The sequence below is a fragment of the Leeuwenhoekiella palythoae genome, assembly GCF_900130045.1.
In the GTDB taxonomy this organism is placed as follows: Bacteria; Bacteroidota; Bacteroidia; order Flavobacteriales; family Flavobacteriaceae; genus Leeuwenhoekiella; species Leeuwenhoekiella palythoae.
Window position 1 is genome coordinate 548,869 of record NZ_FQXT01000001.1, and the last position, 19,589, is coordinate 568,457.

Annotated in this window: 19 protein-coding genes and 1 other RNA gene; 13 read left to right on the top strand and 7 right to left on the bottom strand. The window is 40.1% G+C overall.

Features of this window, described 5'->3' with window-relative positions:
* Nucleotides 1-38: 38 nt before the first annotated feature.
* Complete coding sequence (locus BUA96_RS02335) at nucleotides 39-380, bottom strand: hypothetical protein (protein WP_072979954.1); 342 nt, start codon at nucleotides 378-380, stop codon at nucleotides 39-41.
* Between the two features lie 133 nt (nucleotides 381-513).
* A complete protein-coding gene (gene typA, locus BUA96_RS02340; RefSeq protein WP_072979956.1) occupies nucleotides 514-2,310 on the bottom strand; it encodes a translational GTPase TypA in 1,797 nt (598 codons plus the stop codon).
* A 279-nt stretch (nucleotides 2,311-2,589) separates the two neighbouring features.
* Between typA and kdsA the strand changes: the two genes are divergently transcribed.
* Both kdsA and BUA96_RS02350 read left to right on the top strand, forming a co-directional pair.
* The gene (gene kdsA / locus BUA96_RS02345; RefSeq protein WP_072979958.1) at nucleotides 2,590-3,405 is read left to right on the top strand and encodes a 3-deoxy-8-phosphooctulonate synthase; all 816 of its coding nucleotides are present in this window, start codon (nucleotides 2,590-2,592) and stop codon (nucleotides 3,403-3,405) included.
* A gap of 208 nt (nucleotides 3,406-3,613) precedes the next feature.
* Nucleotides 3,614-5,518, top strand: coding sequence for a TlpA family protein disulfide reductase (locus BUA96_RS02350; protein ID WP_072979960.1), 1,905 nt, complete (start codon nucleotides 3,614-3,616; stop codon nucleotides 5,516-5,518).
* A 106-nt stretch (nucleotides 5,519-5,624) separates the two neighbouring features.
* On the opposite strand, the gene BUA96_RS17345 is transcribed toward BUA96_RS02350, so the two are convergent.
* The 3 genes from BUA96_RS17345 to BUA96_RS02360 all read right to left on the bottom strand — a co-directional run bounded on the left by BUA96_RS17345 (nucleotide 5,625) and on the right by BUA96_RS02360 (nucleotide 7,239).
* A complete protein-coding gene (locus tag BUA96_RS17345; protein ID WP_206633736.1) occupies nucleotides 5,625-6,065 on the bottom strand; it encodes an acetyltransferase domain-containing protein in 441 nt (146 codons plus the stop codon).
* Nucleotides 6,066-6,095: 30 nt separating this feature from the next.
* Nucleotides 6,096-6,782: an acetyltransferase domain-containing protein gene (locus BUA96_RS17350; protein ID WP_206633735.1), complete on the bottom strand. Its 687-nt coding sequence runs from the start codon at nucleotides 6,780-6,782 to the stop codon at nucleotides 6,096-6,098.
* Nucleotides 6,783-6,894: 112 nt separating this feature from the next.
* Nucleotides 6,895-7,239, bottom strand: a complete 345-nt coding sequence (locus BUA96_RS02360) for a DUF1801 domain-containing protein (protein WP_072979962.1) — start codon at nucleotides 7,237-7,239, stop codon at nucleotides 6,895-6,897.
* A 145-nt stretch (nucleotides 7,240-7,384) separates the two neighbouring features.
* On the opposite strand from BUA96_RS02360, the gene BUA96_RS02365 reads away from it, so the two are divergent.
* The 9 genes from BUA96_RS02365 (at nucleotide 7,385) to BUA96_RS02405 (ending at nucleotide 15,528) form a co-directional block, all read left to right on the top strand.
* A complete protein-coding gene (locus BUA96_RS02365) occupies nucleotides 7,385-8,521 on the top strand; it encodes a hypothetical protein (RefSeq protein WP_072979964.1) in 1,137 nt (378 codons plus the stop codon).
* A 12-nt stretch (nucleotides 8,522-8,533) separates the two neighbouring features.
* Complete coding sequence (locus BUA96_RS02370; protein ID WP_072979966.1) at nucleotides 8,534-10,144, top strand: BCCT family transporter; 1,611 nt, start codon at nucleotides 8,534-8,536, stop codon at nucleotides 10,142-10,144.
* Nucleotides 10,145-10,146: 2 nt separating this feature from the next.
* A complete protein-coding gene (locus tag BUA96_RS02375) occupies nucleotides 10,147-11,004 on the top strand; it encodes a universal stress protein (protein ID WP_072979968.1) in 858 nt (285 codons plus the stop codon).
* A gap of 139 nt (nucleotides 11,005-11,143) precedes the next feature.
* A complete protein-coding gene (locus BUA96_RS02380; protein WP_072979970.1) occupies nucleotides 11,144-11,782 on the top strand; it encodes a hypothetical protein in 639 nt (212 codons plus the stop codon).
* 57 nt (nucleotides 11,783-11,839) lie between these two features.
* Nucleotides 11,840-12,133, top strand: a complete 294-nt coding sequence (locus BUA96_RS02385) for a winged helix-turn-helix domain-containing protein (RefSeq protein ID WP_072979973.1) — start codon at nucleotides 11,840-11,842, stop codon at nucleotides 12,131-12,133.
* Between the two features lie 53 nt (nucleotides 12,134-12,186).
* The gene (gene creD, locus BUA96_RS02390) at nucleotides 12,187-13,563 is read left to right on the top strand and encodes a cell envelope integrity protein CreD (protein ID WP_072979975.1); all 1,377 of its coding nucleotides are present in this window, start codon (nucleotides 12,187-12,189) and stop codon (nucleotides 13,561-13,563) included.
* A 66-nt stretch (nucleotides 13,564-13,629) separates the two neighbouring features.
* Nucleotides 13,630-14,451, top strand: a complete 822-nt coding sequence (locus BUA96_RS02395) for a hypothetical protein (protein WP_072979977.1) — start codon at nucleotides 13,630-13,632, stop codon at nucleotides 14,449-14,451.
* Between the two features lie 9 nt (nucleotides 14,452-14,460).
* On the top strand, nucleotides 14,461-15,138 hold the full coding sequence (locus tag BUA96_RS02400) for a DUF1361 domain-containing protein (protein ID WP_072979979.1): 678 nt from the start codon (nucleotides 14,461-14,463) through the stop codon (nucleotides 15,136-15,138).
* A 3-nt stretch (nucleotides 15,139-15,141) separates the two neighbouring features.
* On the top strand, nucleotides 15,142-15,528 hold the full coding sequence (locus tag BUA96_RS02405) for a ribosomal maturation YjgA family protein (protein WP_072979981.1): 387 nt from the start codon (nucleotides 15,142-15,144) through the stop codon (nucleotides 15,526-15,528).
* Here BUA96_RS02405 and BUA96_RS02410 read toward each other — a convergent pair.
* On the bottom strand, nucleotides 15,507-16,721 hold the full coding sequence (locus BUA96_RS02410; RefSeq protein ID WP_072980449.1) for an NAD(P)-dependent oxidoreductase: 1,215 nt from the start codon (nucleotides 16,719-16,721) through the stop codon (nucleotides 15,507-15,509). The two genes, BUA96_RS02405 and BUA96_RS02410, sit on opposite strands and share 22 nt — an antisense overlap.
* Before the next feature lie 148 nt (nucleotides 16,722-16,869).
* Here BUA96_RS02410 and BUA96_RS02415 point away from each other — a divergent pair, with 148 nt between their 5' ends.
* Both BUA96_RS02415 and ssrA read left to right on the top strand, forming a co-directional pair.
* Nucleotides 16,870-17,697, top strand: a complete 828-nt coding sequence (locus tag BUA96_RS02415; RefSeq protein ID WP_072979983.1) for a GIN domain-containing protein — start codon at nucleotides 16,870-16,872, stop codon at nucleotides 17,695-17,697.
* Nucleotides 17,698-17,736: 39 nt separating this feature from the next.
* Nucleotides 17,737-18,137, top strand: a transfer-messenger RNA (tmRNA) gene (gene ssrA / locus BUA96_RS02420).
* Between the two features lie 110 nt (nucleotides 18,138-18,247).
* Here the strand turns inward: ssrA and BUA96_RS02425 are convergent.
* On the bottom strand, nucleotides 18,248-19,585 hold the full coding sequence (locus BUA96_RS02425; protein WP_072979985.1) for a TrkH family potassium uptake protein: 1,338 nt from the start codon (nucleotides 19,583-19,585) through the stop codon (nucleotides 18,248-18,250).
* Between the last annotated feature and the right edge of the window lie 4 nt (nucleotides 19,586-19,589).

Below are 19,589 nucleotides of genomic sequence, written 5' to 3' on the forward strand. Positions count from 1 at the left end.
CTTTTAAAAGGTGCTTTACGTGTATATAATAGTTTTTACTACTCGGTAACTGTGATGGTATATTTATCTATGGAAGTGATGTAAAAATTAGCATCTCCGTTAGATGCTTTATTGGTCACTTCAAGATAATCTTCTCCTGTAAAATCAACACCGGGAACATATTTAATAGTAAAAGCATCAAGCAAAACCTCGCCGTGTTCCGGTTGAACGCTTACTTCGCGACCACCTTCTATAGGTGCTGAATCCCGCTGCGCGACAATTAGTGTATCATTTATCGCAACTTGAAGTGCTGCAGTTGTCGTGGTAATCTCCGTATCATCAGCATTACATGCACATAGTATTAAAAGACTAGCGAGTACTGCAAAAAAATTAAATTTCATCTGTTCTGGTTTGTTGTTCATCAACTAGATGATAAACTACGTAAAAGGTTGCGTACTAACACACAATATGCTGTAAAAACAAAAAGCACCCCCAATTATGGAAGTGCTTTTTCTGTCATTTATTTGCTAGCGCTTAGATGGCTTTGCTGCGCTTGCGCTCGTTTTCAGTAAGCAAAATTTTACGTAAACGTAAGTGATTTGGCGTTACTTCAACGTACTCATCCTTTTGAATATATTCTAAGGCTTCTTCTAAGCTGAATTTGATCGCAGGAACAATTTTAGCCTTGTCATCTGCACCCGAAGAACGTACGTTAGAAAGTTTTTTGGTTTTTGTGATGTTCACGGTCATATCATCCTGACGTGAGTTTTCACCAATTACCTGACCTTCATAAATATCTTCACCCGGATCAACGAAGAAACGACCTCGATCCTGAAGTTTGTCGATAGAATAAGGGATTGCTGTACCTTTTTCCATAGAAACTAGTGAACCATTTAAACGCTCAGGAATACCTCCTTTTAATGGCTGATATTCTTTATAACGGTGTGCCATAATTGCCTCACCAGCGGTTGCAGTCAATAATTGATTACGTAAACCAATGATACCACGCGATGGAATGATAAACTCACAAACCATACGGTCACCTTTAGCTTCCATACTCAACATCTCCCCTTTTCTCAAGGTTACGAATTCAACCGCTTTACCAGAAACATTCTCCGGTAAGTCAATCGTTAATTCTTCAACCGGCTCACATTTAACACCATCGATCTCTTTAATGATTACCTGTGGCTGACCGATTTGCAGTTCGTATCCTTCACGACGCATCGTCTCGATCAAAACAGATAAGTGCAATACCCCACGACCGTAAACCATAAATTTATCGGCGCTGTCTGTCTCCTCTACACGTAATGCAAGGTTTTTCTCTAATTCTTTAGTCAGACGATCTTTGATATGACGTGAAGTCACAAACTTTCCGTCTTTACCGAAGAAAGGCGAATCGTTGATCGTAAACAACATACTCATCGTAGGCTCATCGATTGCGATGGTTTTAAGCGCTTCAGGATTTTCAAAATCGGCAACAGTATCACCAATTTCAAAACCTTCAAGACCTACTAGCGCACAAATATCTCCTGCCTGAACCTCAGCCACTTTAATTCGACCTAGACCTTCAAAAGTGTGTAATTCTTTAATACGTGATTTTTTAATGCTTCCGTCACGCTTTACAAGTGAAACCTGCATTCCTTCTTTTAACGTACCACGCTGCAAACGACCAATCGCGATACGACCGGTAAATGAAGAGTAATCTAAAGAAGTGATCAACATTTGCACCGTACCTTCTTCAATTTTTGGCGAAGGAATATGCTCCATTACCATATCAAGAAGCGGCTCAATATTTTCAGTTTGCTTTTGCCAGTCTTCGCTCATCCAGTTGTTCTTTGCTGAACCATAAACTGCAGGGAAATCTAGCTGCCACTCTTCTGCACCCAACTCAAACATCAAGTCAAAAACTTTCTCGTGCACTTCGTCTGGCGTACAGTTTTCTTTATCAACTTTGTTGATCACCACACAAGGCTTCAACCCTAAGTCAATCGCTTTTTGAAGTACAAAACGCGTTTGTGGCATAGGACCTTCAAAGGCATCTACAAGTAGTAAAACCCCGTCTGCCATATTTAAAACACGCTCTACCTCACCACCAAAGTCGGCGTGACCAGGAGTATCAATGATATTGATCTTAGTATCCTTATAGGTTACAGAAACGTTCTTTGAAGTAATGGTAATACCACGTTCACGCTCAAGATCATTGTTATCAAGAATGAGGTCACCGGTGTTTTCGTTTTCACGAAACAACTGACAATGGTACATAATTTTGTCTACCAAAGTAGTCTTACCGTGGTCAACGTGCGCGATAATCGCAATGTTTTTAATATCCATAGAGGCCTTATTTTAAGGGCGCAAATATAGTGGTAATTAATGGATTATAAGCGACTTATTCCTATAATGTTTTGAGGTCTTAAAAAAGCTTAGAAAAAGCGCTAATATTTTGATTTTCAAGGTTAAAATACAACCATTTTTTAATGCTGGCTTAACTTGTTTTATCCCTTTAATCTTCAAGTACTAATTCTCACCTGTAAAAGAGACCTTTCGAAATGCATTTTCAACAAAAACATAATCTTCTACAAAGCCGTATCTTTACCGCTTAAATTTATACTGATGAAACTTTCAAATATTCCCAAAATAAAACACACTGACGGTAACAACTTTTTTCTGCTTGCAGGGCCTTGCGCGATCGAAGGCGAAGAGATGGCACTTCGCATCGCTGAAGAGATCGTTAGCATTACCGATAAACTGAAAATTCCTTACGTATTTAAAGGAAGTTTTAAAAAAGCTAATCGTAGCCGAATTGACAGCTTTACCGGAATTGGCGATGAAAAAGCACTGAAGATCTTACGCAAAGTTTCAGAGACTTTTGATGTTCCTACCGTAACGGATATTCACGTAAATGAGGACGCCGCAATGGCTGCAGAATATGTAGATGTGCTTCAAATCCCGGCATTCTTAGTACGTCAAACTGATCTTGTGGTCGCAGCCGCAGAAACCGGAAAAGTGGTCAACTTAAAAAAAGGACAATTTATGAGTCCGGAAGCAATGAAGCACGCTGTAACAAAAGTGACTGATACCGGCAATGAAAATGTCTGGATCACAGACCGCGGAACGATGTTTGGCTACCAAGATCTTATCGTTGATTTTAGGGGGATTCCTACTATGAAAAGTTATGCTCCCACCGTGCTTGACGTTACGCACAGTTTGCAACAGCCTAACCAAAGTAGCGGCGTAACCGGCGGTCGCCCGGAATTAATCGGTACAATGGCCAAAGCGGGTATCGCTGCCGGAGTTGACGGTTTGTTTATCGAGACGCATTTTGATCCTAAAAACGCAAAAAGTGATGGTGCTAATATGCTTGACCTAAGTTTATTGGAAGGCCTGTTGACCAAGCTCGTTGCGATACGCCAAGTAGTGATCGACTAAAAAGTTTCGGTTTTAACATAATATATATTTAATAATTAAAAGGTTCTCAAAAGCGCTGCTTTTGTAGAACCTTTATTTTTTCGGTCCTATTTTGCCAAATTCTAAAAATCCAAGGCCTTTCGGCATTAGGTATTGAAAATTAAAAATTTAGAGAATCACCAGTAAACTAAATTCTTAGTACATTTAAGTACAATCAAAAGACATTATTATGAAACACTTACGCCTTTCGGCATTTTTGGCCTTTACTGCTTTAAGCCTTCTTTCTTGCTCAGACGAACCTAAAGAAACTCCGCTTAGCATTGGTAATCTTGAACTTTCAGAAACCAAACCTTCACCGGGTGATAGTCTAAAAATAGCCTACACTTCAAAAGATTCGTTGGTTCCTGAAGCATTTTATGTGTATACCGTGGCTTCATCTGCGTATCCTGTAGACCTCAATTTGGTTAAAGATGGTGAGCGTTTTACCGATGCTATCAAAATACCGGATTCTGCCGATGGTTTGATCTTTCACTTTAAGAATGGGGAAGAATATGAAGCCAATGGCGAAAAGGGGTATACGGTAAATCTTTATGATGCTGAGGGGGAAATGCTTCCTTCCTCAAAAGTGGCCATTGCTCATTACATCTCCGGCCGAGGAAGTTATTACGGAATCAAAACGGAATCTGATTCAACCTTAGCAGCTTACACTCAAGCTTTGGAAAATGACGCCGCTAGCAGTGAAGACTGGCTGTTGCCACAAATCTATTTAATGAGCCGTTCTGATGCTGAACAAGCAAATACGCTAGCTCAAAAAACTATTGATTCGTATTCTGGAAAAACACTTACCGAAAAGGATTATACAACCCTTTTTAGACTGGCTCAATTTAAAAAAGATCAACCGGCTCAAGATTCGTTATTAGCTATTTTAAAAACGGAATATCCTAAAAACACTTGGGTGCTCAACAATTATGTCTCTCAAATGCGTCAGGCAAAAAGTGTGGATGAACAGTTAGAAATTCTAGATGATTTTAATGAAAACTCCGGAGCCGATGGGACTCAGAAAGACTTTTTATATCGTACGATTGCGACCACATTTTTAGAAAATGGGAATATTGAAGCGTATACAGAGTATATGGATAAAGCTTCTGATGATATGTCTAAGGCTTCCATCTTGAATAATCTAGCTTGGGAACGTGCCGAAAATGGTGAAGAGTTAGAAGTTGCGGAAACTATGTCAAAACAATCTCTAGACATCATCGATGCCCAAAAATCAGATAAACCTGATTATTATACTGCAAAGCAGTTTGAAAAGAGCTTAGCTTCTACTAAAGCGATGTATTCTGACACCTACGGCCTGATTTTATTCAAACAAGGAAAGGTTAAAGAAGCAATCGCTGCTCAGGAAGTAGCCGTTGCAGACCGCGCAACCGCAGACGTGACTGAGCGCTACTTACAATTCTTGACTGCTGATGAGCAATATGATAAAGTGGTGGAAAAAGCTACAGAATACATCAAAGACGGCAATGGAACTAGTGCTACTAAAGAATATTTGAAGACCGCATATACAGCCTCAGAGCAAGATGAAGACTTTGAAAACTATTTGAGTGGACTCGAAAAAATTGCGCACGATAATGCTTTAGCCGAATTGAAAAAAGAAATGATTGATGAGGAAGCACCAACCTTTAACCTGAAGAATTTAAATGGTGAAGAAATCGCACTGACGGATCTTAAAGGAAAAACGGTGGTACTTGACTTCTGGGCAACCTGGTGCGGACCGTGTAAAATCTCGTTCCCGGGAATGCAAAAAGCAGTGACTAAATATGCTGATAACGATCAGGTTGAATTCTTATTTATAGATACTTGGGAAAGCACCAGCGGCGAGGCTCGTGAAAAAGGAGTTTCTGATTTTATCGCCTCTAATGCATACACCTTTAACGTGCTTATGGATACGCCCAAAGAAGAAGGAAGTCGGGAATATGATGTGGTTTCTGCTTATGAAGTTGACGGAATTCCAACGAAATTTGTGCTAGGCCCAGACGGAAAAATCAAGTTTAAAGCCGTAGGCTTTGATGGCAATACAGACGGTCTGGTTGAAGAACTTGATATGATGATCGCACTAGCTAGTGGGCAATAAGCGACAACTTATATAATTACTTCCTCAGCTATAATTACCTCTGAGTCCAAATCCTAAACTACCAATAAACCCCGGTACAAAAGCTATTTGCACCGGGGTTTCCATTTTAAAAATATTTGATCCACGTAGCGCTACTCGCTTTTTTGTATGCTGAAAACCACTTGGTAGGCCAGTAAAGTAAAAAGGCTAATACAGCAGCTATCGCCCAAACCATCCAGACGTGATCAACGCCTAGGTAATCGCCTTTATTTGTACCAAAGAATTGTACTCCTACAACATAAATAAGTAACAACACATACAAATGCACTATGTAAAAAAACATAGGTACCGAACCAAAGGTTTTTAGCACAAGCATCCAGCGATGCTCAAAACGCTCAAATACATAAAGCAGTAAAGCCCCTACTCCTAGCGTAAGAAGAATAAAATCTAACGAAGGTGGGTATTTAGTAAAGTTGAGAAAAGAGCTTACAGTTTCTAAAACAGTTTGCTGTTGCTCCCAAGGGAGCGTTTCACCATAAATATTAAAACCTCTCAGAATGAGCAGCAAAATCAAGCTCGAAACTCCTACACCTAAAAGTCACTTATAGCGTTGCTGTACCTGTAATGCAGCATCATAAACGGGGCCGGCGAAATAACCCACCGCGATCACACCGATCCACGGTAATAAAGGATATGAAATTTTTACCGGTATCATCGCATCTTGAATCAAATAACCGCGATCGTGTAAAATTGTCCAAATAGGATACATCCACTCTTCTGGCGTGAAGCTAATGGGTGTCAATGCGTTGTGACCAAAAACTATTAGTAAACCTAAAACTCCTATGAGATAACGCGGCATTTTAACAAGGAGTGCTAAAGCGATCATACTTAAGCCTATCGCCCACATCACCTGTAAATACAAAGCTTGGTAGCTGCCAAACCAAGAAAAATTGATGAGCGTAACTTCTAAAAGAATTAAAAACAGACCGCGTTTAAAAAGAAAGCCACTTGCAGAACGTTGTGGCTTTTGACGCGGATGCGCATACAACCACGCGGATAATCCGGTTAGAAATACAAAAATGGGAGCGCAAAAATGCGCAGTCAATCTCGTAAAGAATAACGAAGTACTTGTCGCATCAATTTGCATAGGATCGGTCACTTGCTCGTGCAGAAAAAAACGTTCTCTGGTATGATCTACCAGCATCAGGAGAATTACCAAACCTCGTAGTATGTCTATTGCGTGTATACGTTTGCTTTTGGCGTTTAAAGCATTTTCAGGGGTCATAAGTCAGTTTTAGGTAGCGCAAAACTACCGTAAAAATCAGGCTTAGCCTTTGACAAATGTCACGAAGTCTTTGTTAAAAATGTTTCGGTAGTATGTGTGGCGCTGGCTGTATTTAGCGTAGCTTTTTGGCTTGTTCTAAAAATGAAATCACCACTTCTGCATCAATAGCTTCGGTGATATCAAAACGCAGCGAGCGTAATCTTTTTCTCCCCTCACCGGCAACCAAATGCTTTTCAAGATCGATCAATTCGTTTCCATAGATAAAACTCAGGTCTACAAAACGCTTTCTAAAATTCAGAAAACAGAACATTTTTCCATTCAAATAATAAAATGGCAAATGCCATTTGTACAGCAGTTCTGCTTCGGGCACCGTATGTTCTACAAGTAACTGCAATTGCAGTAAAATACTTTTAAAAGGTTCTGGTTTAGAAAGAATATAATGCGCTGCCGGATTCATACCATCTGGATTTTAAAACTTGTGAAAACCTTAAAAAAATCTTTCAAAAACATTAAAAAACTATTAATTAGGTGATTTTGAACGGTCTTTTCTAAAATTTCCGTCTATTTTTCCAATTCTACAAAAATCCCTAATCCAATTGTGAATGATTAAAAACTACATCTATTCAAGTCTGCTGTGCACTTTTATGTTTCCGTTTTTGAGTTTTGGCCAAAATAAAGATAAACCAAAACTAGAACTGGGAGGTGCATTACGCTTCAATTATATCTATTCTTCTTGGAAGGAAGAACAAAAAACAAAAGGTGGCGAACTGGGTTACGATATGTTCCGCATAAACGCTAAAGCTTCTTATAAAAAGGTTTTTCTCAATGCCGAATACCGCTTGTATTCTGATGCTTTTGGCGGCGGCTTCCTGAAACAAGGTTGGGTGGGCTACAAATTCTCTGAAAAAAACGAAGTACATGCCGGTCTGGTTTATGTGCCTTTTGGGATCAAGCAGTACAATTCACACAACTGGTTTTTCAATATTACTTATTACGCAGGTCTTGAGGATGATCACGATATGGGTTTAAAATATGTGCATACCGGAGCAAACTGGGACTACGCCGTTGCGTTTCTTAAAAATGCCGAAGAGCTCAACTTTGGTGGTGATGTAGAAAACAGTTCTAGCAGGTACTCCTATGATATCGTAGGCAGAAATAAAGAGACCAATCAGTTTAACCTGAAACTTGTGCGCAAACTAGGTAATGCCGCTAAACACCGCATTGGATTTTCTGGTCAATACGGAAGTTTGTATAATATAGATACTGACACTAACGGAAATCACTATGCGCTGGCGCTGCACTATGAGGTAGATTACAATTCGTGGAATCTTAAAACCGAAGCGATTACCGTTGCGCATAATCCTGAGAACGAAACAGGGCAATCTAATGCCATTGTACAAATGGGAGCCTACGGAACACCTTATGAGGTAGCAGCCGATTTTAATATGTACACCGCGGCGCTTTCAAAAACCTTTAAGGTCAATTGGGGACCTATCTCACAGCTTGAAGTTTATAACGACTTTGGGTATATGCAGAAAAAAGAACAAGAGTTTACAGATTCTTTTCAAAATGTGACCGGCGTTTTAGTGACCGCAGGTCAGGTGTACACCTACATTGATTATGCTGCCGGCTACAATCACTCTTGGTTGGGCGGAAACTTTATTGATGATTTTTCTACCGGAAATCTCGATGCGAAATGGGAGGCCCGTTTTAACATAAATATTGGATACTATTTTTAACCGAATCATTTTATGGCAAAAAAAATTACACGAAGCGACGAAAAGAAATCAATTTTTGGACTCGAAGTCAACGGACCGGTGTTTTTTACTTCGGCTATTTTTATCATCATAAGCATTGCATTGACGCTTATTTATGAGAAGAAAGCCGAAAAGATATTTGCAGACATCCAGCACGCAGTTGCTGAAAAAGCCGACTGGTTTTTTATTCTAACCATCAACTTGTTTCTCATTTTTCTGGTTTATCTGGCTTTAGGGAAATACGGTAAACTCAGAATTGGTGGGCAAAAGGCAAAACCCGAATTTAAGACGATGTCTTGGTTTGCAATGCTTTTTAGTGCAGGGATGGGAATTGGCCTGTTATTCTTTGGCGTTGCAGAACCCGTCAAACATTTAATGAGTCCGCCTACGGCTGAACCCAACACAGTCGCAGCGGCTCAAGAAGCGATGAATTTCACCTTTTTACATTGGGGTTTTCACGCTTGGGCCGTGTATGCGCTTGTAGGTCTTGCCCTTTCCTACTTCACGTATTCCCGCGGCTTGCCCTTAACCATCCGGTCTATCTTTTATCCTTTCTTAGGCGATAAAATCCACGGAAAAATAGGCGATGCTATTGATGTTTTTGCGGTACTCGCTACGCTTTTTGGCTTAGCCACAAGTTTAGGTTTTGGAGTGCAACAGATCGCGAGCGGACTTAATCACGTTTTTGGTCTCCCTGACGGAATACTTACGCAAGTGCTTTTAATTGCCGGTATCACATTGGTTGCCACCACATCTGTAGTTCTTGGTGTTGATAAAGGGGTACGTATTCTGAGTGAATGGAATATGCGCGTAGCAGTAGTACTACTACTTCTTGCGCTAATCTTAGGGCCCACGCTCTTTATTTTTAGATCTTTTGTGGAAAACACCGGAAGCTATCTCTTTAATTTCTTGAAGATCTCTACATGGAGTGAAACCTTTAGCGGAACCTCTTGGCAAAACGACTGGACCGTTTTTTATTGGGGCTGGTGGATTGGCTGGTCACCTTTTGTGGGGATGTTTATCGCACGTATTTCTAAAGGAAGAACCATACGTGAATTCATTCTCGGCGTTTTGCTAGTTCCATCGTTAGTGACCTTCTTCTGGATGTCATCTTTTGGTAGTGTTGCGATTCAGCAGGCTTTAGGCGGTGATATGACAATTGTATCGGCGGTGAAAGATGATATCGCAACCGCGCTTTTTGTATTCTTTGAAGATTACCCGCTGTCGATGATCATAAACATTGTAGCTGTTATTCTTATCGCAGGATTCTTCATCACCTCATCAGACTCCGGATCGCTGGTAGTTGACAGTTTAACTTCAGGCGGAAAAATTGAAGCTCCGGTAGGGCAACGCATTTTTTGGGCGGTAACAGAGGGCACCGTAGCCGCCGTGCTTTTAATAGGTGGCGGACTCGAAGCCTTACAAACAGCTACTATTGTGACCGGCTTGCCTTTCGCCATTATTCTTCTCATAATGTGCTACTCCTTATACAAAGGCTTGCGAGAAGATCTTCAGAAACTGGAAAAGAAAAAATCTGAAAAACAAATGGATGATTATGAAGAAGTCGTTAAAGAGATTGTTGCACGCAGAAATAAAACCGAATAATTATGGATCGTATTAAGAATATACTGGTCGCTCTTGACCTTTCAGCACTAGACAATCACCTTATTGAATACAGTGCGTTTTTAGCCGAAAAACTTAACGTTGAGCACGTCTATTTCGTTCATAATATCAAGAAATATGAAATCTCAGCCCTTTTTGAAGAAGAGTTAAGCAAACTTAACCTTGACCAACTCATCGGTGATGAGTTGAATGATAAAATTGAAGAACGCTTTACCGGCAGTATGAGCTGGGAAGTGTTGATCTCTGAAGATTCTAACACAGAATCGCTGATTCATTATATCGTTAATAAATACCAGATAGATCTGACTATTGTGGGCAATAAACCGGCAAAAGAAGGAACGGGTGTCGTCACTTCAAAACTGCTTCGCTTGTTAAAATGCAGCATTCTAAGTGTTCCTGAAGCGGCGCCACTGAAGTTAGATAATTTGTGGGTAGGTACCGATTTTTCTAATCCATCTAAAAAGTCGTTTGCATTTGCTGAAAATTTACGTCACCAACCTTCTACGCAACTAAGTGCTGTGCACATTTACCATGTACCGATGCAGTTTTCGCCATACGTGAGCAGTGAGGACGCTGTAAAAAAGATTGAAAAGCATCTTGAGCAGAAGTCTGCTAAATTCTTTAAAAAGTCTACCTCCCCTGCTCCTGACCATAGTCAGTTGCTTTTTGCAAAAGATAAAAGTGTTGGGGATAAATTTCAAATAGAGCTTCAAAAGCAAAAACCAGATTTGCTTATTCTATCTGATAAAGGTAGTAATAATATCTCGTCACTACTCATTGGCAGTCTAACCGAAGAACTGTTTGACGAACTCTTCAGCTGTCCGTTGCTGGTGGTAAAGTAAGCTTTTGGTTTTGAGAAATCTCAGTAGCTCTGGGAAAAAATAATGGTTTAGCAACTCCCAAAAAACCTCTTGTATCCAAGAGGTTTTTTATTGCGTAATCTGAAAAAATACATTTACTTTGTATTTCAAAGTACTTTATATGAAAGATCGTGACTATTTAAATGATATCTCTGAGATCAAAACGATGATGAGCCGTTCCTCTCGTTTTATGTCGCTAAGCGGTCTCTCAGGAATCCTAGCCGGAATTTATGCTCTGGTGGCAGCAACCTATGCCCATTTTAGAATTGCTGAAGTAAGTGCGTATACAGCGAACTCCAATGCGGGCAAAGCCATCGGTCGGTTTTTGCTGAGTTATGATGCGATTGGTGACCTTATGCTGGCAGCATTGCTTACGCTGGCATTAGCTCTTTTGACAGGAGCTTTTTTTACGATTAAAAAAGCAAAAAAACGTAACGAGCAGTTATGGAATCCGATTTCTAAGCGATTGCTTTTTAATTTTGCTGTTCCGCTAGTGGCAGGTGGTTTATTCTGCTTAGTATTGTTGCAATATGAATTTATAGGTTTGGTTGCGCCTACCACACTCATTTTTTACGGTCTCGCGCTACTAAATGCCAGTAAATTTACCGTAGGAGACATTAAATATCTGGGATTAGCCAATCTGATGATCGGTCTAGTGGCCACGCAGTTTATAGGTTTCGGTATTTACTTTTGGGCGCTTGGCTTCGGAATTTTTCATATCATTTACGGAATCATACTTTACAACAAATACGATAAGTAATTGCAACAGACGCCTTTTGATCTAAACCAATTCAATTTTTAAAGAAGCGCTTCAGCCTTGAAAAACATCATTCAACATATTAATAAAGCTTTTGATCATCGGGTGCGATTAGGCATCATGAGCATTCTAATGGTGAATGAATATGCCGATTTTAATATGCTGAAAGAATTGCTGGGTGCTACTGACGGTAACATCGCTAGCCATACTAAGGCGTTAGAGAAAGAGGCATACATCAAGGTCAAAAAATCATTCATTAACCGAAAACCCAATACACGCTACAGTACGACAACTGCAGGCCGCGAGGCATTTTCAAAACATATAGAAGCTTTAGAAAAATTAATCAACCCCTAACCTTTTTTATTTATCAATCAACTTTGAATTTCAAAGTACTTTATTCAAAAGTTATGCAACATCAAGAAACACCTTCAAACAAAATTGTTCAGTGGATCAAAACTTCGATCACAGCCCGTATGGCGATGGTTGGATTCCTAACTTTAGTTCTTATCATTCCGCTTGTATTTGTACAAGAATTGATACAAGAGCGCGCCCGGCGTCAACAAGAGGTCATCGCTGAGATCAATGACAAATGGGGCGAAGAACTCCTGGTGTATGGGCCTATTCTTAAAATTCCGTATAAATCCTATACCGAAAAAGCGATTAAAAATACCGAGACACAAACCCTAACCACCGAAACCGTTACCCAAACCAATTATGCCTGTTTCTTCCCGGAAACCTTAGACATTAAGAGCGCTGTGAATCCTGAAGTGCGTAACCGCAGCATTTATAAAACTACTGTGTTTAGTGCCACTGCCGCTCTTGAAGGCACTTTTAGTATGCCTGATTTTACAGAAGCCGGTGTGCAACCAGAAGATATTGAGTGGGAGAACGCCCGAATCATTCTCAAAACTTCAAACCTAAAAGGTGTTTCAGAAGCCGTAAGAATTAAGATGGGAACTAGTGCATATGATTTTGTTTCGCAATATGATAGTGCTGCTGCGCACAGAACGCTTGATGAAGTTCCACTACATTTGGTGCAAAGTGCTTTTCTCAAAACAAAAGATGTTCCGCAAGAAGAAAAAATTCCGTTTCAAATGGACTTAAAAATTAACGGAAGTGAGCAAATTCGCTTTGTTCCCATAGGTAAAAGTACCTCGGCAACAATAACTTCTACTTGGAAAACAGCCAGTTTCATAGGCGATTTTTTACCCCATAACACTGATAAATTTACCGCAGCAGGTTTTAATGCTAAATGGAATGTTCTAGACATCAACAGACCTTTTTCACAACAGTTCTTCAATACGCTGCCCAATCTTACTGCTTATGCTTTTGGTGTGAATTTTATGATCCCTGTTGATCATTATCAAAAAAGTGAGCGTACGGCCAAGTATGGTTTTCTGGTTATTGGTTTGACCTTTCTGATCTTCTTTATGATTCAAACCTTGAGTAAAATAGGTATTCACCCATTTCAGTATTTAATGATCGGGATCGCGCTGGTTCTCTTTTATACCTTACTTATTGCCCTGACCGAACACAGTAATTTTCTCACCGCCTACCTTATTTCGGGGAGTATGGTGATCGTGCTCATTTCGCTTTACACCTATAGTATTCTAAAACATTTAAAATTTGCGCTGTTTATCGCGGCAGCGCTGACGCTACTTTATGGTTTTATCTATGTGATCATTCAACTTGAACAATATGCACTGTTAGTAGGCAGTCTAGGACTGTTTACCATTCTCGCTCTGGTGATGTTTACCTCTAGAAAAATTGATTGGAATTCCTAATTTAGAGCAAAACTGGGCGCAGTGGCTCCTACCGGAAGTTGCTGCGCTTACTAATTACGCGGAAGTATGAAAAGCTATTTTACCCGTTTTTACATTCACGTGCGCCGAAACTTTTGGCACGCGCTGTTCTATTTGTTTTGCAGATATACATTGGCATTAGGCTTTATGCTTGCCGGTTACGTAAAGATCATTGACGAGCGCTTTGCAAGCGGACTTTCAATAAAACATCCTATGGGCGCGTACTTGGAAGCCTTACACCATACCGGCTTTTACTATCCGTTTATTGGAGTTATTCAGATTATAGCGGGAATACTGTTAATCATTCCACGTACGGTTGTTTTAGGCGGATTGCTCTACTTCCCCATTATTCTCAATATCTGGGTATTGTCGTGGGCGGTACGTTTTGAAGGTTCACTATTTACTTCAACTTTAATGGTCTTGGCGAACTTGTACATTCTGCTATACAATTACGAGCGCTTAAAATTTATTTTACCGCTTCCGTCTAAAGCACTGAACTATAATGCGCCGCTTAAGGCTAGTGAAGTTTCTGAAACCAGTACGCTTGCACCCGATCAACCGCTGCGCTTCACTCCCGGAATTGCCGCCTTTAAAAATCCTGCGATCAGTAAAAAATTTCCGTTTGTATTTGTGGGAATGGTACTGTTGATCGCCTTTTTGACACTGCTAAGCACTAACCGAATCTATGAGATTATGCCACGCAATTCGTACAATGATTGCATAACACGCCTCCCGGCAGAGCTCGAAGAAAATGCAGCGAGCTTTGACTTTTGCAACTGCATTCACAATCAAGGTAAACCGCTAGAAGAATGTATTACCGAATTTGATCAAAACAAAAACAACGGAAATCCTCCTGTTTCTTCTCCTTAAATAAATAGTATGAAAGACTTTATTATTACTAAATACGATACGCTCAAATACCTTTTTGGTGCCTTACTGCTTTGCTTTTGCTTGCTAGTTTTTCGCATTAAAACCACACACGATTTCTTTGGCCTCTTTTTGATATGGAATCTATTCCTTGCTTTTGTTCCGTTAGGGATCGCGTGGTATTTACAGCATAAAAGATTACACATCAACTCAGTTCTAAAATATGCTTTACTTGTGCTTTGGCTGCTTTTTCTTCCCAACGCACCGTATGTTATTACCGATTTAATTCATTTGGCTTACAGTCCGTTAAATTGGTTTATTTATGACGGAATCACAATTGCTGTATTTGCGCTTTTAAGTCTGTATTTTGGCTTTCAATCCTTGATAGAAGTGCGTAAACTTTTTAAACCTGAAATAGCTGAAGCTAGGCTGAATATTTTCACCGCAGGCATTTTGATCTTATGCGGTTTCGGGATTTATCTGGGGCGGGTGGTTCGTTTCAACTCTTGGGATCTGATCACCAATCCGCTGGATGTTTTCAGCACCATTGGTCACTATCTCATCAATCCTATTGAGAACAAATCTGTCTGGCTATTCACTCTAGGGTTTGGAATTTTTTTAAACTTCTTTTTTTTCCTATTTAAAATGTGGCAACAAAATGGGCTACTAACCAAATCGTATACCTCTTGAACTATGCCTAAACGCGGAATCTATTTCTTACTTTTTCTTCTTCTTTTAGGTGTAGAAATCGCAATTGCGAACTTTTTAAAAACAGGTTTTATTCGAGCTTATCTGGGTGACTTTCTTGTTGTGATGTTATTGTATTGTTTGTTGATGAGCACCCTGAAACCTTCGGTAAAAACGGGATTAGTACTCACGCTCGCAATCGCTTTTGCGATAGAACTACTGCAATTGGTTGACCTAACAAGATTTTTTCCGCAGGAATATAAACAGTTTGCAACACTAATTTTAGGCAGTCAGTTCTCGTGGTTAGATTTACTGATGTACCTACTCGGAATCACATGCGCCGGGATCACAGAAGTAGTGCTGCATAAGCGCTATTCTTTCCCGTCTACATAATCCTGCAAATAACTAAAGCGTTTGGTAAGTTTACCATCTTTGGTCATTCGTGCACGGTAGAGAATCCCGTCTTTATCGTCATTGAAAAATGCAGGTAAAACCCGTTCTACAAAGAGTTCACCAAAACCTTCACTGGCATCTTTAGGCAACTCACACGGCAGATTATCAACCGCCATCACGGTAATCGCTCCCGGAGCATCAAAAGCGACTTCTTTCTCCGTTTGCGGATCGTAGCCATAAAAAGGATCTGCAATCGTAGAAGCACGTAAAGTAGAAGCCACGGGACCATCAATGTCGCACGAAATATCAGCGATAACCTCAATGTTAAAATCTTCGGACTTGGCTTCTCCCCGGGTGAATAAGTACGGCGCACCGTCGCCATAAAAATGCCCGGCGATAAACACCTGACTTACTTTAGCAAAACGCAAAAAGTTCGTCTCGTAACCCGTAGGATCTTTGATGAATTGTGCAAGGCTGCCTTTTACGCCATCCTTCCGCTTTGCGTAATCCATCACCCCAATTTTACAATACACCGGTTTTTTAAATTCTTTAGTGAGATACTCTTCAATGGTCACTTTTTTAATGCCCATAGCCTCCAGAATTTCCTGTGCGCCACCAGCAACTTTCCCACTTCCGGAAAGGCAGATTTTAATCGCAGGAAGCTCAATTTTCTTTAGCTGTGCAATCAACGCGCTAACATCGGTAAGCGTGTTGGCGGGTGGTAAATCAAATGTTTTGTGCCTTTTACCATAGGCTCTAAACGCATTATAAGCACCAACGAGCCCGGCATATCGACCAAAACCTATCAGGCGCAGTCCACTTTTTCGGGTAATCACCTCGTGATCGTAGAGTTCGATATTTTTCTCTAAAACCGCTTTGAGTAAGTCCCGGTTGTAGGGTTGTTTTTTAATCGTATGACTGAAGAAAAAATACTTCTTATTTGGGATTAAGGCCTCGATAGGCACCTCTTTAACGCCCAGCATCACATCGGCTTCAGAAATATCTTCTTTAACCTCAAATTCTGCTTTCTCATAAGCCACATCAGGAAAAACCCGTATTGGTGAAGCTTCAACGATGAAGGAGGCTTTGGGGAAAGCTTCTTGCGCCTTAGACATGGTAATAGGCGAAAGTACCGCACGACGATCTGGCGGGGTTTTACGTTCTCGTAATAAAGCAAATTTTAGAGGAGCCATAAAAGTAATATTTGGTGTAAAATACAATTTTACAAAGAGAATCTTCAACCTATTTTAATTGAACTTTAATAGGTCCTTAGCAAAGCTTTAATAAGACATTGGCTAATCTTGCGCGCAATTTGAGGTATATTCTCACAAAAGAATTTTTATGAAAAAACTAGTTGGTTTGGGTGTCGTATGCGCCCTGATCTTAAGCTCTTGTGGAGCAAACAAATCTAAAATTAAAGGAGATCGCGATGTGATTTCTGTAAACGGAACACTGCAAACGGGAATCAATACCATTGAAATAGATGATGAAATTCAGGTGGAATTGGTTCAGGCACAAAGCAACGATTATATTCTAACCACAGACCGCAATCTGGTAAGTGTGGTTGATTTTAAAGTGACTGATAGTGTGTTGCGTATTAGCACCAATATGGAAGTGACCAGTTCCAAAGCGCTTTCGGTATATTTAAAACTACAAAACCCGAAGCATGTCATCCTAAAAAATGATAGTGATCTTGAAACTCCGGGGCAGATCGAAGTTCCTGAGTTTACAGTCACTGCGGCATCTTCATCTGAAATTGATGTAAATCTGACTACGACGAAATCTCAAATCAATTTAAGAGAAAACGCCAATGGACAATTAAATATTCGTACCGAGCAACTCGAGGTTAAAATGAGTGATCGCACTGATCTTAGAGGGAAATTCACCGCGCAATCTGCTCGAGTAACAATGGGTGGTTCGGCAGAATTTAATCCACGTGGTAAGACGGCTAGTTTAAATCTTGCGCTAACCGGAAAAGCAGATTATAAAGGAGATGATTTTGATAGTAAGAATGCTTCGGCGACATTGAGCGATCGTTCTAATGCTGCTGTTAGTGCCGAAGAAAGTCTTTCGGTTTTTGCTCAAGATAAAGCGGTTATCAATGTGTATGGCAAACCAGACATTAGCGTAAAGGCACTTAATGATGATGCGCAAATCAATAAAAAATAGTAACTTTGCAGCCCTCAAATTTTGAGGATTACTAGCAATGGGGTCGATTTGGTTTTGACAGCGGGTCTAATTGAGTAGTAAGCACGTCGAGCGCTGGGACATAGCTCGTAAATCTCAAGTTTCACACTTTTTAAACGGCGAGAATAACTACGCCATGGCTGCATAACCCGAATTATAGTACGGTTATCTTAATCTCATACAAGGTGTGAGACCATGATGCCTCTGAAAAGCCTTGGTTTACGGCGTTTCATCAAGAGGTACCGAAAAAGTAAACATAGCCTGCTCAGGGTCTTGATGAGTAGGTGAAACTTAATCGAGAATAAGGTAGCAGTTGGTAGTTGCCGACCGGCTGTTGCACGAAAACCAATTGGCAAATAAACGTGTAGAAAGCTATTGAGTTGCCTGTTTGGACGGCGGTTCGAACCCGCCCGACTCCACAGAAAACGTTAAAAATCCTGCCAGGTGTATCTGAGCAGGATTTTTTATGTCTCTAAAAGATCGTATCAAGAATTCTACAACAGCTAAATAAAATAGTTGCATTATCAGCTACTTAAACTGCAAGATCACCTTCTGCTGCTACTGAGGTTATTTTCTTGCGTCTTGCGAGCAAGGCTAAGCCAAAAGTCAGTATCCCCAACCTACCAACAAACATTACAAAGATAAGTACTACTTTACCCCAGAATGTTAGAGTGCCGGTGATGCCTGTACTCAAACCTACGGTTCCTATTGCAGAAGTTGTTTCAAAAAGTATTTGTTCCAAAGTCAAGTCCTCTGTCAAGGTCAGTAAAAAAGTAGCCGCAAAGAGAACTGTCGCATAGAGAATAAAGGTTGAAGTTGCCACCGAAAGACGCTCTTTTGGTATTACTCTCCCAAAAAATGTCACCTGCTTATTCGCACGTATTCGATTCCAGATCACCGCGATTAAAGCAGTTAATGTGGTTGTTTTTAACCCACCACCGGTACCTGAAGGAGAGGCTCCCACATACATTAGTAAGATTGTGATAAGTAAGGCGCTTAGTGAGAAACTACCTATAGGTAATGTATTAAACCCAACCGTCGTAAGTGCTGTCATCGACTGAAAAAAGGAAGCCATCAATCTATTTTCTTCGAAAGCAACTACTGTAGGTTCAAAAAAGTAGATGACTAAAGTTCCAAGGATAAGCAAGAGTGTAATAGCTGCAAATATGATTTTGGTTGTAAAAGTAATTTGATGAGATTTCCGTGTAATCTTATTCCATAGGTCTGTCACTACTATAAATCCTAAAGAGCCACAAATCGCAAGTGTTGATATGATTATGTTTATTGAAGTGTTCCCTGCAAATTGCTCGAAACTATCGTTATACAAACCAAATCCTGCCGTACAAAATGCCGAAACACTGTGAAAAATACTGCTCCAAATTGCAAAGTTGTGATCAACTCCTGCTTGCGTGAATGCGATATAAAAACACAAGGCTCCTACCACTTCTATAATTAGCGTAAACATGATTACAGACTTTAAAAAGTCTTTAATTTCAAAACCTTTGGGCATGGTAAATTCTGCACTAAGCACGCGTTGATGCCAATGGGTAAGCGGACTTTTTCTGGATAATAATATAAACGACGTAAAGGTCATATACCCAATACCTCCTATTTGAAATAATAGCAGTACCACAAATTGGCCAAACCCGTTATAAGTATCAAAGACACTTGCTGTAACTAATCCTGTGGTTGAGATCGCCGAGGTGGCTATGAATAAATTATCTAAAGCAGAAATGGTTTGTTTATGAAAAAAAGGTATACATAATAAAGTCCAACCTAATACTGTGTAGGTTAAAAAACCATACAGTAAGTTTTGCTGTGGTGATAATCTTAATTGAAATTTACGGTATCTTTTTAATAGATTTTTCATAGTA